This is a genomic window from Veillonella sp. R32 (assembly GCF_010093125.1).
GTDB lineage: Bacteria > Bacillota > Negativicutes > Veillonellales > Veillonellaceae > Veillonella_A.
Window position 1 is genome coordinate 1 of sequence record NZ_NMZQ01000014.1, and the last position, 15,449, is coordinate 15,449.

The 15,449-nt window shown below is 39.3% G+C and carries 19 protein-coding genes; 2 read left to right on the forward strand and 17 right to left on the reverse strand.

Features of this window, described 5'->3' with window-relative positions:
• A partial coding sequence (locus tag VER_RS03975) for a transposase (RefSeq protein ID WP_162099587.1) occupies nucleotides 1-343 on the forward strand: 343 nt, incomplete at its 5' end.
• Between the two features lie 150 nt (nucleotides 344-493).
• On the opposite strand, the gene upp is transcribed toward VER_RS03975, so the two are convergent.
• The 12 genes from upp to nth all read right to left on the reverse strand — a co-directional run bounded on the left by upp (nucleotide 494) and on the right by nth (nucleotide 10,619).
• Complete coding sequence (gene upp, locus VER_RS03980) at nucleotides 494-1,120, reverse strand: uracil phosphoribosyltransferase (protein WP_115309455.1); 627 nt, start codon at nucleotides 1,118-1,120, stop codon at nucleotides 494-496.
• 130 nt (nucleotides 1,121-1,250) lie between these two features.
• The gene (glyA, locus tag VER_RS03985; protein WP_162099588.1) at nucleotides 1,251-2,492 is read right to left on the reverse strand and encodes a serine hydroxymethyltransferase; all 1,242 of its coding nucleotides are present in this window, start codon (nucleotides 2,490-2,492) and stop codon (nucleotides 1,251-1,253) included.
• 71 nt (nucleotides 2,493-2,563) lie between these two features.
• On the reverse strand, nucleotides 2,564-3,001 hold the full coding sequence (rpiB, locus tag VER_RS03990) for a ribose 5-phosphate isomerase B (protein WP_162099589.1): 438 nt from the start codon (nucleotides 2,999-3,001) through the stop codon (nucleotides 2,564-2,566).
• Nucleotides 3,002-3,165: 164 nt separating this feature from the next.
• A complete protein-coding gene (locus VER_RS03995; protein WP_162099590.1) occupies nucleotides 3,166-3,603 on the reverse strand; it encodes a low molecular weight protein arginine phosphatase in 438 nt (145 codons plus the stop codon).
• 36 nt (nucleotides 3,604-3,639) lie between these two features.
• Nucleotides 3,640-4,761 carry an L-threonylcarbamoyladenylate synthase gene (locus tag VER_RS04000; RefSeq protein ID WP_162099591.1) on the reverse strand — a complete coding sequence of 374 codons (1,122 nt, stop codon included), beginning with the start codon at nucleotides 4,759-4,761 and terminating at the stop codon, nucleotides 3,640-3,642.
• 1 nt (nucleotide 4,762) lies between these two features.
• On the reverse strand, nucleotides 4,763-5,644 hold the full coding sequence (prmC, locus tag VER_RS04005; RefSeq protein WP_162099592.1) for a peptide chain release factor N(5)-glutamine methyltransferase: 882 nt from the start codon (nucleotides 5,642-5,644) through the stop codon (nucleotides 4,763-4,765).
• Nucleotides 5,637-6,722, reverse strand: coding sequence for a peptide chain release factor 1 (gene prfA / locus VER_RS04010; protein ID WP_162099593.1), 1,086 nt, complete (start codon nucleotides 6,720-6,722; stop codon nucleotides 5,637-5,639). Before prfA ends, prmC begins: the two co-directional genes overlap by 8 nt.
• 157 nt (nucleotides 6,723-6,879) lie before the next feature.
• Complete coding sequence (locus VER_RS04015) at nucleotides 6,880-7,710, reverse strand: DUF1385 domain-containing protein (RefSeq protein ID WP_238390134.1); 831 nt, start codon at nucleotides 7,708-7,710, stop codon at nucleotides 6,880-6,882.
• Nucleotides 7,711-7,843: 133 nt separating this feature from the next.
• Nucleotides 7,844-8,041 carry a 50S ribosomal protein L31 gene (rpmE, locus tag VER_RS04020; protein ID WP_115309447.1) on the reverse strand — a complete coding sequence of 66 codons (198 nt, stop codon included), beginning with the start codon at nucleotides 8,039-8,041 and terminating at the stop codon, nucleotides 7,844-7,846.
• Between the two features lie 99 nt (nucleotides 8,042-8,140).
• Nucleotides 8,141-8,446, reverse strand: coding sequence for a YdbC family protein (locus VER_RS04025; protein WP_162099595.1), 306 nt, complete (start codon nucleotides 8,444-8,446; stop codon nucleotides 8,141-8,143).
• A 50-nt stretch (nucleotides 8,447-8,496) separates the two neighbouring features.
• Complete coding sequence (locus VER_RS04030) at nucleotides 8,497-9,978, reverse strand: hypothetical protein (protein ID WP_162099596.1); 1,482 nt, start codon at nucleotides 9,976-9,978, stop codon at nucleotides 8,497-8,499.
• Between the two features lie 2 nt (nucleotides 9,979-9,980).
• Nucleotides 9,981-10,619 (reverse strand): endonuclease III, encoded by a 639-nt coding sequence (gene nth / locus VER_RS04035; RefSeq protein WP_162099597.1) that lies wholly within the window; start codon nucleotides 10,617-10,619, stop codon nucleotides 9,981-9,983.
• Between the two features lie 174 nt (nucleotides 10,620-10,793).
• Between nth and VER_RS04040 the strand changes: the two genes are divergently transcribed.
• Entirely contained in the window at nucleotides 10,794-11,027 is a 234-nt protein-coding gene (locus VER_RS04040) for a DUF896 domain-containing protein (RefSeq protein ID WP_162099598.1), read from the forward strand.
• 100 nt (nucleotides 11,028-11,127) lie between these two features.
• Here VER_RS04040 and VER_RS04045 read toward each other — a convergent pair whose 3' ends face one another.
• The 5 genes from VER_RS04045 to VER_RS04065 form a co-directional block, all read right to left on the reverse strand.
• Nucleotides 11,128-12,378 carry a pyridoxal phosphate-dependent aminotransferase gene (locus VER_RS04045; RefSeq protein WP_162099599.1) on the reverse strand — a complete coding sequence of 417 codons (1,251 nt, stop codon included), beginning with the start codon at nucleotides 12,376-12,378 and terminating at the stop codon, nucleotides 11,128-11,130.
• A 264-nt stretch (nucleotides 12,379-12,642) separates the two neighbouring features.
• Nucleotides 12,643-13,221, reverse strand: a complete 579-nt coding sequence (locus tag VER_RS04050) for an outer membrane beta-barrel protein (protein ID WP_162099600.1) — start codon at nucleotides 13,219-13,221, stop codon at nucleotides 12,643-12,645.
• 39 nt (nucleotides 13,222-13,260) lie between these two features.
• A complete protein-coding gene (ftsZ, locus tag VER_RS04055) occupies nucleotides 13,261-14,265 on the reverse strand; it encodes a cell division protein FtsZ (protein WP_162099601.1) in 1,005 nt (334 codons plus the stop codon).
• 143 nt (nucleotides 14,266-14,408) lie between these two features.
• A complete protein-coding gene (locus VER_RS04060; protein WP_202922120.1) occupies nucleotides 14,409-14,753 on the reverse strand; it encodes a small basic family protein in 345 nt (114 codons plus the stop codon).
• Nucleotides 14,753-15,448 carry a DUF881 domain-containing protein gene (locus tag VER_RS04065; RefSeq protein WP_162099602.1) on the reverse strand — a complete coding sequence of 232 codons (696 nt, stop codon included), beginning with the start codon at nucleotides 15,446-15,448 and terminating at the stop codon, nucleotides 14,753-14,755. The genes VER_RS04060 and VER_RS04065 overlap by 1 nt, the downstream gene beginning before the upstream one ends.
• Between the last annotated feature and the right edge of the window lies 1 nt (nucleotide 15,449).

Sequence of the window (15,449 nt, forward strand, 5' to 3'; positions counted from 1 at the left end):
TTATGTATTAAAACAAGCATTTTCACGCGTTTTAATGTTTAAAGATAAAGAAAATATCCAATGGGCCATTGATCAATGGCTTTCCTTAGTAGCCAGCTCTGAACTTCCTGAATTTAAATCACTTCTAAAGACCTTTAAATTTTGGCGAGAAGAGATAGTTAATGCCCTAACATTACCATACTCTAACGGCTTTACAGAAGGTTGTAACAATAAAATAAAAGCACTGAAACGTTGTGCGTTTGGAATACAAAACTTCGAACGCTTTCGTAATCGGATTTTATTCATTAATGCTAAAAAAGAACACTCAACAACAACATTACATGTCCTTCCTAAGAGTGCATAAGCTCTTTAGAGCCCCCAAATTTGACAAAGAGCCCCTCAAGACCTATATACAAATAGAACAAGAATTGGCTACCAATTCTTGTTCTATTATCAAACTATTTAATTTTATACATTATGTACTATAACAGCTATTTACTGTATTACAAAAATACTATTTAGTACCAAAAATACGGTCCCCTGCGTCACCAAGACCAGGTAAGATATAGCCATGTTCATTTAAATCTTCATCAAGAGCAGCCACATAAATGCGCACATCAGGATGTTCTTTATTAACTGTTTCCACCCCTTGTGGTGCTGCTACTAAGCACATCAACTGAATGTCACGAGCCCCTTTTTCTTTTAAAAGAGTAATCGCTGCCGATGCACTACCACCAGTAGCCAACATTGGGTCGGTTACAATAATACGACGGCCTGCCAAGTCTGAAGGCAATTTGCAATAATATTCAACTGGTTTCAACGTTTCAGGATCACGATATAAACCTACATGGCCTACTTTTGCCATTGGCATTAATTCTAAAAGACCATTAACCATGCCTAAACCAGCACGTAAAATAGGAATAATCCCTAATTTTTTACCTGCAATTTGTTTACCAATTGCTTTGACTAACGGAGTCTGTACTTCTACGTCTTCCAAAGGCAAGTCACGAGTAATTTCGTAACCCATTAATAGTGTAATTTCTTCCAATAATTCACGAAAATCTTTTGACCCCGTTTCTACATTACGAATCAAGGTTACTTTATGTTGAATCAAGGGATGAGTCATTACATTAACGTTCATAAAATTTAGTGCCTCCTTATGCCTAAATACTGTGCATTATTTTGTGTGTTCTACCTTATTATACTACATAACTATGTCATAGTACCATACAGTATACTCACACTATGTGAAACTCTCTCTTAGCCTCGTATTAAAGATTAGGATACATAGGATATTTTGCACAAAGAGCGGCTACGCGCTTAGCTGCTTCTTCATGTTTTGCTTTATCTTCAGAATTTTTAAGCACTAATGCAATAATGGATGCAATTTCTTCCATATCAGCTTCTTTCAAACCACGAGTTGTCAAAGCTGGCGTACCTAAACGGATACCACTTGTCACAAATGGGCTTTCTGGATCGAATGGAATCGTATTTTTATTGCAAGTAATACCTACTTCATCAAGCAAGAATTCAGCCACTTTACCAGTTAAACCACAGCTTCGTACATCTACTAACATGACATGCGTATCAGTGCCACCAGAAACGATTAAAAACCCTTCTTTTTCAAGGGCTGCTGCTAATACTTTAGCATTTGTCACAACTTGTTGAGCATATTCTTTAAAAGCTGGTTGTAAGGCTTCCCCAAAAGCAACCGCTTTAGCCGCAATAACATGCATTAAAGGGCCACCTTGGATACCAGGGAAAATAGCTTTATCAATGGCTTTAGCATATTTTTCTTTGCAGAGAATCATGCCACCACGAGGGCCACGCAACGTCTTATGTGTCGTTGTAGTAACGATATCGGCATATTCTACTGGATTTGGATGCAACCCAGCAGCTACTAGTCCTGCAAAGTGAGCCATATCTACCATGAAAATAGCGCCCACTTCATGAGCAATGTCAGCCATTTTTTTGAAGTCAATAATACGAGAATACGCACTGCCACCACCAATAATCATTTTTGGTTTGGATTCTAAGGCAATTTTACGCATTTCATCGTAATCAATTTGTTGTGTTTCTGCATTTACACCATAAGGTACTACATTAAAATATGTACCTGAAACGTTTACTGGCGAACCGTGAGTCAAATGACCACCATGGGATAAATTCATCCCCATAATAGTATCGCCTGGTTTTAATAAGGCAAAATATACCCCAAAATTAGCTTGCGAACCAGAATGAGGTTGTACATTTACATGATCAGCGCCAAATAGTTTTTTAGCACGAGCAATAGCTAAATCCTCTACCATATCAACATATTCACAGCCACCATAATAGCGTTTACCAGAATAACCTTCTGCATATTTGTTAGTTAATACACTGCCTTGCGCTTCCATAACGGCTTCTGAAACGAAGTTTTCAGATGCAATCATTTCTAATTTGTTGCGTTGACGGCTCAACTCTAAATCAATACATTGTTTTAATTCTGGATCTTGACTCTTAAGAATGCTCATAGCATTACCTCCTACACACTTAACTCATAGTGCCTATGAAATAAAAGTTGTTCCCCCAAATTATAAGGACTTTAAGCCTCTAATTCAGCAATTTTGGCGACACGCCGTTCATGACGGCCCCCTTCAAATTCAGTGGTTAACCAAATTTTTACAATATCTGTTGCTAACCCTGGGCCAATTACACGTTCACCCATAGTTAAAATATTGGCATTATTATGCTCCCGTGAAGCGTGCGCGGAAAATGTATCGTGACAAAGTGCAGCTCGAATCCCCGCTACTTTATTGGCGGCAATGCCAATACCAATACCGGTACCGCAAATTAAAATGCCCCGATCATATTCACCAGCAGCTACTGCTTTAGCCACAGGGCCGGCAATATCTGGATAATCCACTGATGCTTCAGAATCTGTTCCGAAGTCAGTATAGGCCACGTTAAGCTCATCGAGTACAGCTTTCACTGTAGCTTTTAAATGGACGCCACCGTGGTCTGCGCCAATGGCTACTTTCATCCTATCCCTCCTAATCGATACTTTTAAAATATAAATATCTCTCACACTATTTTACTATGTCACATTAAATCAAGCAACGACATTTGTGCATATTCTGAAGATACTTGTCAATTTATAGAAAATAGTTTTTATATTCAAAAATATAGATGTTAAGTAAAAACCTATTATTTCAAGTTTGCTAAGCCTTGAGTCAATAAAGTTTTGATTTGACTAGCACACTCATTATATTCTTCTTGAGTGCCACCAAATGGATCAGGCACATCTTCATTCGTGCCCGCCCATTCCCCTAAGGTCATAATTTTATCCTTCATATCAGGGAATTGACGAAGTAGAACATTTTTATGATCAGACGAAAGGCCTAATACTAAATCAGCCGCATCTAATAAGGCCTTGGTAAGAGGTCGTGATTGATGCTGTGAAATATCTACCACATCTTTTACAGCCTTTTCTGCATACGGTGAAACTCGACCACCTGGCGCTGTAAATAAACCAGCCGATAAAGTAACAATATCTTTATCTTCTTTAGCAGCCATAGCACGCAACAAACCTTCAGCCATAGGACTACGACAAGTATTACCGGTACAAACAAATAAAATATTCATAGTAAAACCTCATTTCAAATCATTATTTTAAAGCTATTAGTCACGTTTAGGTACAGCATTCACAACGTTGTAGCCACTGGCCTTATCCATGCGATTCATTATAGCTCGCCCCAAACCTTGCCGTGGTACACCAGTAGCAAAAATATGCGTCACCTTTGCCTCATTAAAAGCTAATAAAGACGAATATAAAGAATGAGCTAAGCCACGATAATCAGCAGCATTACCATAAATAACAAATTCAAAAGGCACCGGTAAATCAGCCAAGTAAATATCCAAAAATTGTGCTACTTCTTCATTGATTAAAAAACCAAAACGTAGCGGTTTGGCTATGCTTGTTTTCCCCTCTTGAGACACTAGTTCCTCATGCTCTTTTTGAATGGCTTCCATTGCTTCAATCATAGCTTCGCTAATTAATTTAGGCACTCCTACATAAGTCGTCATCACTCCATCAGGCGCATAATGTTTATATTTCATACCTGGTGCCTTAGGCGCCACATCAGGTGCACTCAATGCTTCATCAAAAGTAACCGTGCTCACTACTTGACGTAGCATAGCATCCGTAATACCACCAGGTCTTAAAATCGTAACTGCATCGTCACCACATTCTACAATAGTTGACTCCACCCCTACCTCACAAGGGCCTGCATCAGCAATAGCTTCAATACGCCCCGCCATATCATGATATACCGCATCGGCTGTAGTAGGACTAGGACGGCCTGAAATATTAGCACTAGGAGCCGCTACAGGTACACCTGCCGCTTGTAAAATAGCACGACATACGTCATGAGCTGGACAGCGAACCGCCACACTATCAAGGCCTCCAGTAGCCCGCAATGGTACGTTATCGGACTTAGGCAAAATAATGGTCAAAGGTCCTGGCCAAAAGGCATCCATCAACTGCTTAGCAGTCGGGGAAATCTCTTTCACTAAAGGAGTTACACTGGCCTGGTCTGGGACATGCAAAATCAATGGATTATCAGAGGGACGGCCTTTCGCTTCATAGATTCTTGACATAGCCTCCTCATCTAAGCCATTAGCACCTAAGCCATACACAGTTTCTGTAGGAATAGCGACTAATTCCCCAGCCCGTAATCGAGATCCTAATTCAGCAATTTCTTTAGGGTCTAAGTTTTTATATATTTTTGTTTCTAATGCCATATTAGTCACCTAGTTTCTGCCAACGTAGTTCACGTACAATACCAGCAATATCCTTATTAGCTACCACATCACTATAAAACCCAGTCCCTTTGGCTAGCTCTGAAACGGCTGCTTCTTGGTCATAGCCTATTTCAACAGCTAAATAACCACCTGCTTTTAAATAACGCGGTGCCTCAGTTAATAAACGACGATAAAAATCTAAACCATCGGTTCCCCCATCTAAGGCAAGCACAGGCTCATGCAATACTTCAGGCGCTAATGTTTTTACTTCTGCTGATGGAATATACGGTGGATTAGACACGATAATGTCAAAGGCCTTTTCGTATTGTGCCTCTTGTTGCAACGCACTAAATAAGTCAGATGCACAAAGTTTAGCACGCGCCTGCAACTGTAACTGTTCCCGATTGGTAACCGCTACCCCTAAAGCCTCTTTACTAATATCAAGGCCTAAGCCTGTGGCGGCCGGCAAATAATGTAATAAACTATACAAAATTGTACCTGGTCCAGTGCATACATCGAGAATATAAGGTGATTCATCCTTAGGAATAATAGTTAATATATCTTCTACTAGGGTTTCCGTATCAGGTCGTGGTATGAGCACGTCTTTAGTCACAGTAAAAGTAAGACCCATAAACTCCTTTTTACCAATAATAGCGGCTACACTGTACCCTTTACCACGCTCTAACACCAATGGTCGAAAGGCATCTAACTCAGCCTTAGTCAAAGGCTCATCATAATGAGTATATAGATAAATCCGATCTTTCCCCAATATGTGAGAAAGCAGCACTTCCCCATCAAGGCGACTTGATTCGACGCCTTTGCCGAGAAAATACTGCTCTGTCCACTGGAGCAAGCGGCCAATTGTCCATAGCTCCTTAGGCATTTTGATCAGCCTCCTGCATCTTAGCCGCCTGATCTGCTGCAATTAAAGCTTGAATTAATTCATCTAAATCACCATTGAGCACTGCATCTAGTTTATAGAGCGTTAAATTAATACGATGATCCGTAACGCGACCTTGTGGGTAGTTATAGGTACGAATACGTTCACTGCGGTCACCAGTCCCTACTTGGCTCTTACGATCAGCCGCTACGCTAGCCGCTGCTTCTTGTTCTGCTTTATCTTGCAACTTAGCACGTAATACGCGCATTGCCTTATCTTTATTTTTTAATTGCGATCGTTCATCTTGACAAGCTACCACAATGCCTGTTGGTTTATGCGTAATACGCACAGCTGATTCTGTACGGTTAACGTGCTGACCACCAGCACCACTAGCACAATAGGTATCAATCTGAAGATCTTTATCATTAATTTCAATGTCCACATCTTCCGCTTCTGGTAAAACAGCTACCGTTACTGTGGAGGTATGAATACGACCAGAAGATTCTGTTTCAGGTACACGCTGTACACGATGTACGCCACTTTCAAATTTTAATTTGGAATAAGCACTATCGCCATCCACCGAAAATACCACTTCTTTAAAACCACCTAATTCAGGTGCATTAGCATCAATAATTTCACAACGCCAACCTTGTGCTTCTGCATATTTTGTGTACATACGGAATAAATCGCCTGCAAATAAAGCGGCTTCATCACCACCAGCACCACCGCGAATTTCCACAATAACATTCTTTTCATCATTAGGATCTTTTGGTAACAACAAAATATGAAGACGCTCTTCGAGTTCTTCTTTGCGCTCTTTTAATTCTTTTAATTCTTCTTGTGCCATTTCACGGAATTCTTCGTCTAAGGATTTATCTTCCAGCACTTCCAACGCTTCATCAATGCCCGTCAAAACTTGCTTATAGTCACGGAAAGCTTCTACTGTTTCAGTAAGACTCGCATGCTGACGTGTTAGCTTTTGCCACTCCTGTTGTCGAGCAATCACTTCAGGGTCACTAATACGTTGCTCCAAATCCATATATTTATCTTCAATAACTTGTAATTTATCAACTAATACCATGAATAGGTACCCCTTTCAGGTTAATTTTATCAATTTCTTTGTCTTAATAACTAATAGCTTACTTAATAACTAGTACCTTACTTAATAACTAATAGTTTACTTAATAACTAGTACTCTACTTAATAACTAGTAAGCTACTATCATTATCTAGATAAAGTTACACTTCATAGGCATCTTCTTCGCTAGGTCTAACTTCTTCAAGAGCGCGAATAGCCACTTCAATTTGATCATCTTCCGGCTCACGAGTTGTCATGTATTGCAACCATAAACCAGGCGTAATCAAAGCCTTTACCAAAGGACTTTCACTACGACCAGCTAAACGAATCATTTCATAGGCAATCCCTGCCACTACAGGCATTAATAGAACCCGAGAAATAATGCGTTCCCATAAACTAGGCCAACCTAAGAAGGCAAATACAAAGATACTCGTTACCATTACGATAAGCAAGAAGTTAGTGCCACAACGAGCATGCAAACGGGAATGCTGGCGCACATTCGCCACCGTTAAGGGCATATCACTTTCATAAGTATGAATCGTCTTATGTTCAGCCCCATGATATTGAAAAACCCGTCGAATATCCTTCGTTTGACCAATGGCCCAAATATAAAGTAAAAATAGAATTAGGCGAATAGCCCCTTCTATTAAATTTAATACAAAATGATTATCCCCTACACCAGGGATCCATTTAGCTGCATACGTTGGTAAGGCTAAAAATAAACCAATAGCCAATAGAGTAGACACTACCATGGTCAAAGCAATCTCTTTATTTGACATAGTTTCCTCTTCTTCTCCAGCTGCTTTAGCTGAAAAAGACAGGGCCTTCATGCCGATAACTAAGGACTCATATAGCGCTACACAACCACGCAATAAAGGCTTTTTTAAAATAGGATAGCGTTCACTAATTGAACTTGTAGTGGTCCTATCTACCACAATTTGGCCACTCGGTTCACGCACCGCCGTAGCTGTATACTTAGGGCCGCGCATCATAACACCTTCTATGACCGCCTGTCCACCAACAAATTTCTTAACTCGTTTCGTTTCCAAAAGCGTCTCCTCTCTCAAACAAATATAGGCAGAGCCGAAGCTCTGCCGTATTATTTGTATAGCTAGACTACAGTAATTATTTACCGTAACGCTTGTTGAATTGTTCGATACGACCGCGAGCCTGAGCAGTACGTTGCTGTCCTGTGAAGAACGGATGACATTTGGAACATACGTCTACACGAAGGTCGTTTTTAACAGAACCAGTTTTAAACGTATTGCCACAACCGCAAGTTACGGTAGCTTCACCATAATTAGGATGAATTCCTTCTTTCATTCTATACACCTCTTTCCACTGTCCAAAACTATGCTTATTGATTATATCATGCTCAATCACTTAATGCAACTTATTCGATTGAAAATGATAAATTTTTTATTATTCGTCAGCCCCTTCTTTTTCAGCGGCCTTTTCAGCAGCTTTAGCAGCTTGACGTTCTGCTACGGATTCTTCATAAGCCGCTTCTAAATCGACTTCATTGAGTAAATCACGAAGTGCTACAATTTCTTCTAAAGACAAGGTAATCCCTTTAGTCATACCATTGTATTCACTATCCCAAGAACGAAGATCAAATTTAGGATTATAACGTCCCCAGCTAGTGCAAGTTAATTGTTTTTTCCAACCATCTTTATTTTCAGATAAAGTACCGAGTACTTTATAAATTTCAAAATTTACTACAGCCATTATGTACCTCCTTATCTATTTCTTTACTTTATCCCAATTATTCCATCCTGTCAATTAGCGCTCTCAGTTACTGGTACAATTTCAGCTGCGATTGCCTCAATAGCACCTTGCCAAGCAGCATCGGCTTGTTCCAAAGCTACTTTACGTGCCTCCCGAGCCGTTTCAAATTGACTCGCTAATTCCGCTAACGCTTCCTCTTTAATAATATTACGACGAACACTGCCCATTAACTGTAAAAGAGCCGCCGGTGTTAATACCATTTGTGCCAATTTAGTAAGTACAGCTTGGCCCCGTTCACTGCGGAAATACGTATACCAAATATACGCGGCTTGAGGATTAGTAAACAACCAATATGCCTCCGTAGACTGTGTTAAATCCGTCTGTTCCATCAATTCGGCATACGCCGTTTCATCAAAAGACTCGCCACTAGGACGCCCTTCTTGGGGCACCAATTTCAACTGTACTGTTAAACCTTGCCGTTCCACTACTAAACGAGTAGCTTCATAGGCACTAAAAATCTTCTGAACATATAAAGGCACTTTAGGATCCGCCGACGTGAAACCATCTTCCCCTAATGTTGGCAATTGCGCTTTCATGGCCGGCTCAACCCCACATAAAGATAAACCATATTGTACTAAAGAGAACGTATCCATAGCGGCCAATACTTCATGCGGCAAGGCAATAAACGGCGTACTGCGCCAACCTTCAGCCATAACTTCACGAATTTCTAATGCCACTTTTTTCACATCATAATTAGTATACACAAATTCATAGGTACCTAAAGGCGCCCATTCCCGTACGGCTTGTAACCGCTTTTGTAAAAGCATATACTGCACCGCCATACGATTCATCCCTACTTGATCTTGAATAGCACTAATAGGAATAAAATAATGAGCCGTCCCTAGTTCCGTAATATTACCTACTCGGGTAGCCAATTCTTCCATAATTTGCACCGGTGCCCGGAATAAACCGGTTGACGCAGCCACAATGTGGTCAAAAATAACATCTTCCGGCCATTCATCAATAACGGGAGCCAACGGATATAATTGTTTGAACAAGTTATAGCAAGTTTCTGATGGCGTATACAACAATAAGCGTTCTGCTGGCAATGCTTGCAAAATTTCTTCCGCTAACCCTGCATATTCTTCAATAAACGCAAATAAAATAATGCCTTCGGACTTCTTATGTTCTTCAATGATTTCTTTAAAAGGTAAGCGCCATTGTTCACCACTAGCAATACCTTCTACATAGCCTGTTTCCGTAATAAAATCCATCACTTCTACAGCAAAAGATGGGCCATATACTTGTTCAAAACCAGCCTGGTCATAAGGCATAGGACCAAAAGCCTCTACGGTACTTTGAGTAGCTAGTTCATATAATTTATCACCCGTAATGCCCCATTGACGAACTTCTGGACTTGCTTGAAGCATTTGGTCTAACACGCGAAAGCGCAATAGTTCCGTAACTACAGCACTACCAGTAACACCTAAGGTCTTAAATTTATTAATAATAGTTTGCATTGATTCTTTCACTTTTATGCCTCCTTACCAGCTGATGGACATACATGGACTAATGGACATTCACCGCATAGTGGTTTACGCGCTTTACATACCTTGCGACCATGCCAAATAAGCCAATGATGGGCCGCACTCCACTTATCCATAGGGATTGCTTTTTTTAATTTTTCTTCCACCGCTTCTGGAGTCTTGCCCCGAGCTAGACCTAAGCGATTCGATACGCGAAATACATGCGTATCTACGGCAATAGCAGGTATATCAAATAAAACAGATATAAGCACGTTCGCCGTTTTTCGTCCTACCCCTGGCAATTCTACCAATTTATCAAAATCAGCTGGTACTTCCCCACCATAAGTATGGACTAAAATATCACAAGTTTTAATTAAATTAGCCGCTTTAGCTCGGTATAAACCGCAATCACGAATTAATACTTCTAGCTTAGCCGTCCCTAGAGCTAGCATATCGGCAGGATCGCTATACGTAGGAAATAAACGGTCCGTAATAATGTTAACTCGTTCATCCGTACACTGCGCAGACAAAACTACAGCCACTAATAATTCAAAGGGGCTATTATAATGTAAAGCAGGCTTTGCATCTTTATATACAGTTTCTAAAATCTCAATTTGTTCTGCCTTAATGGCTTTAGTTACACGCATTACCAACTACTCCTAATGCAATATCGAATACACATGTATTATACTGCTTACAATTATATCACTAACTCTAGTTAAACATCAAACCAAGCCCATTTAGGATAAATAACGCCTACCATAGAGTAAGATTGACCAATATGATATAATGTAAGTACATATATTACTTGGGAGGAACGTATGAAAATTAATGATGTGTTAGCACGTATTAATGAATTAGCGCATAAAAAGAAATCAGGTCAAGCTTTAACTGATGCAGAATTAGTAGAGAAAAAGGAATTATATCGCATTTATCTCGACTTCATTCGTGGTCAGGTAAAATCACAATTAGACCGTGTTCAATTTGTAGATGAAGAAACAGGTACTATTACCCCTGCCAAAGACTTGGCTAATGCTAAAAAGCAAGCCCATTAAAAGAGGCTATAAAAACAAAACCGGTAAACCAACCGTGATTACTACCATAAGTTCGTATAACTTTTGGCTCTGTATCTCACCGTCAGTTTACCGGATTTTTTTATAAGTGGCCTAAACGATGCATTACTTCATACACCGTCTTAGCTAAGCCATGCATTTGTCGCTTAGGAATGCTACAAGCAGCAATGCGAATCCCATGTTTTAATGCAATGACATAGACATGTTCTTTTGTTAATTCTTCCACAATTTCTTTGCTATATTCTGTTGGAATTGTCAAGAAGAAACCACCACAGTATGGTAAGCAAGGAACGCCTAACTCCTTAGCTTCCTCTGTGAAAATATGCGCCCGTTCTTGTACTAATTCACAATATTCAGCTCGTTCTTTTTCATGAGCAGCTAATTTTGCTGGATCATTCACAATGTTAGCCATAGTGCGCATAGCTGGTCGGCAAATATTTGACCAAGTAGCACGTGAAGTTAACGCATTAATTTCAGTAAATTCATTATTAACAGCTTCATCCGAAGTAATACCAATCATAGCACCTACACGCTGGCCATACATAGTAAACCCTTTAGATAAGCTATAGCATGCAACAACTAAGATTTCTTTAGGTAATTGGCTAAATTTTTTAAAGAATCGACGAACTGTTTGCTTTTCACCAGAGTAATCAATATAAGCTACATCACAAGCGATAATAACTTTATTCTTGCCATTACCTACTAATTCTTTAGCAAAGCCGATAACTTTATCCCAATCTTCATCAGTTAAACTAAAACCAGTTGGGTTATTACCTGGTGTATTAAAAATCAAAACTACATTTTCCTGTTTAGCGGCTACTTCCAAAGCCCTCCCTTTGAAGGCTTCAAAATTAAAATGTAAATTTTCATCAAATAATGGATAGGTTTCTAAATGACGATGATTGTCGCCACAAATTTGTTCATAAGCCCCCCAATACCAATCCGCCGTTAACACTATATCTTCAGGATTCGTGTAGTTATGAACTAAATGGTGAATACCACCTGTACCACCAGCCGTAGCTACAGCAGACACAAAAGCATCTGGTCTTGATTCACCAAAGCATTCCTTTTGCGCTGCTTCTAAGAACTCAGGTAATCCAGCAATAGGTGCATAGGCCGTGTATTCATTACGTGGCAAATGTAGATATTCATGTTCTACTGCTTTTAAGAATACAATATCCCCTTCTTCATCCATGATGGAGCCTAAGGTACCGTTCAATACATTTTCTTTTCCGTTCTGACGCGCATCTTCCTGTGCTCGTGCATTCATGACGAAAATATTATCTTTTGCTTTTTTACCACGTGCATGTGTGGCAGCCATACTCATAGTCATTCATAACACCATCCCATCTTAAGTTAATAATTCCTTACTTAATAATAACTAAAATGGGTATCTCTTACAAGCGGAAATGCTTTGTTTTTCAAAAGAATATTGTATACACTATTGTGTCTATATTATATACTATTTTCTAACACTCTTTAAAATGCACAAAAGTCCATGATAATAGCCAAGCTACTATCATGGACTTTATTATATCCGTATATATGCTATGCCAGTTTTATTCTAAAATCAGAAATTATAAGCTTCTTCCTAAAACTAGAAGTTATAACCTACGCCAGCATGTAAACCTTTTACAGTACCACGGTCACCATCTACGCTGTATTTATCATATTGATAATATACGTTAAGATCTAAATCATCATTTAATGCATAGGCAGCACCGATTTGATATGTGTTTTTAATATCGTTACCAAAACCTACTTTAGCATAGCCATTAATTTTATCAGTCAATGGCACATGACCAATTACACCAGCTTGCATACCAGTTTCATGGTCACCATCTGCTTTAATGTAAGTACCAGCACCATATATGTTTACATTTGGATGAATTTCATATACAGCTGCTAATTGATGGTCTTTTAAATCACTTTGATCATCAAGATTTACTTTGCTATATGCATATTGTAAAGCTAATTTATCGCTTAAAGCAGTTTGCAAATTAGCACCAAAACCATCAGCATGACCACTTTCATCACTTACACTTTGGTTAAAGCTATATTCTACACCGATTTTGCTCTGACCTTCATTAATATCAGTAACAGGTACAGCAGCTGCGAAAGCAGCACCAGTCAACATAGTAGCGGCTAAAGTAGCCACGAATAATTTCTTGTTCATAAAGGTACCTCCTCTGTTCTCATAAAACTAATTATATAATTAGCGTTTCATAAATGTAGGAATTTCAGGTCCTACTGTACCAAATGGAGATTTTGTTACCCCTGTTTTAGGCTGTGCCCCGAAGCCAGTAGCTACAACAGTAATCTGTACACGGTCTCCAAGGTTTTCATCTATAACGGAACCAAAAATAATGTTAGCTTCTGGATCCGCTGCTTCGGAAATGATTTCAGCAGCTTCGTTAATTTCGAATAAGCTTAAATCATTGCTACCAGTAATATTCAAGAGAATGCCTTTAGCCCCTTCAATGGAAGTTTCCAATAATGGGCTATTAATTGCCATTTTAGCAGCATCTACAGCGCGGTTTTCACCTTCGCCAATACCAATACCCATCAAGGCTTCCCCTTGATTAGTCATAATTGTTTTTACGTCAGCAAAGTCAAGATTAATAAGACCTGGTACGGTGATCAAATCAGAAATACCTTTGATACCTTGACGAAGCACATCATCAGCTGTGCGGAATGCTTCGTTCAATGGAGTCTTTTTATCTACCACTTGCAATAATTTATCATTAGGAATCACAATAATAGTATCTACTTTGCTAGTAAGCATTTCAATGCCTTTATCCGCTTGATTTTTACGACGTTTACCTTCAAAAGTAAATGGTTTCGTTACTACACCTACGGTCAACGCACCCATTTCACGAGCGCATTCAGCTACGATAGGTGCTGCACCAGTACCAGTGCCACCACCCATACCAGCAGTAACAAATACCATGTCGGAACCTTGAAGGGCTTTAGTAATTTCTTCACGACTTTCTTGAGCGGCTTCTTCCCCAACCTGAGGATTGGCACCAGCGCCAAGACCTTTAGTCAATTTTTCACCTAATTGGATTTTTGTTGTTGCTTTTGAATTATCTAATGCTTGTGTTTCTGTATTGGCTACCAAGAATTCTACACCTTGAAGGCCACTGTCAATCATACGATTTACGGCGTTGCTTCCGCCACCACCGACACCAATAACTTTAATACTTGCGAATTCCGACATTTACGTTCCTCCTCCTGTTGCCCGTAAGATTTATATGCCCTTTATTTCAAACTAAGTGATTATATTCAATATTATTATAACTAGTTTCATTTCATTTTACACTATTTTTTTTATTTTTTCCACTCTTTAAATAAAAGTATACCTTATTTTGTACGTCTTGACAAAAGTAATCGGCGAATGGCTGCTGTATTTTGGAATAATCGTAAACCAAAACTGATTAATGCTACATAATAGAGGTCTATGCCAACAAAATTGCCCAAGAATACTAATAAAGCCGCTAATAGTGAATTTGAAAAGAAACCCGTTAAAAAGATAGATAAATTGAAGATACGTTCTAAGGCTGCTCGAGTACCACCAAAAACACTATCTAATGCAGCTAATAACGCTACTGATGTGTATTTAGCATATATAGGTGAAATTTCTAGCGGTGTCAGTACACCAATAGCAATGCCTAAAATTAAACCACCGACGATAAATAAGTACATCATTATTGTTTACCGCCTCCTTGTTTAATTTCTTTTAAGTGTTCTTCTTTAAAAGTACCCGCAAAAGCAGGTACTACAATATTATCTTCTTTTTGAATTTTTAATTCAATCCCCCAATATTTTAAAGATTCGACTACACCACCACGCATAGTTAAGGCCGCCGATAAGGTCTTAGGATCACCAATTGCTTTAATTACAAAAGGTGGTGCAAATACTTTACCATTCACCATAACAGTTGGACCGGCACAACGCACTTCGGATGTACCGACTAAACGTTGATCGTTAATAGCAATGGCTTCAGCCCCACCGGCGCGCAATTCATTGAGAACGCGCAATAAATCTTCATCATGAATTAAATAGAGGTTAGGATTTTCATTGTCTTTAACGGGAACCTTACTATCATTAATCGTAATGACTACCCCTGGGCCACTCACATCCGTAAGGCCCGCTCGTTGTTTTAATAAATTGATGTCACTAACCGCACTGGCCGTGGCATCACTCTTTTGTATTGCTTCTAATTGCTGACGTAGCTCGTCTCGTTCCTTTTCGGCTGCCGTCAGTTCACGTGCTAAATCTCCTGTGCGCTGTAAATGAATATTGCTTTCCGCAATGCTTTGAGTCATTTTATATTGCCCTACTAACATAACGCCTAACAACATACTTACAGCCGCTATCGCCCAACGACCTTGCTTTAACATG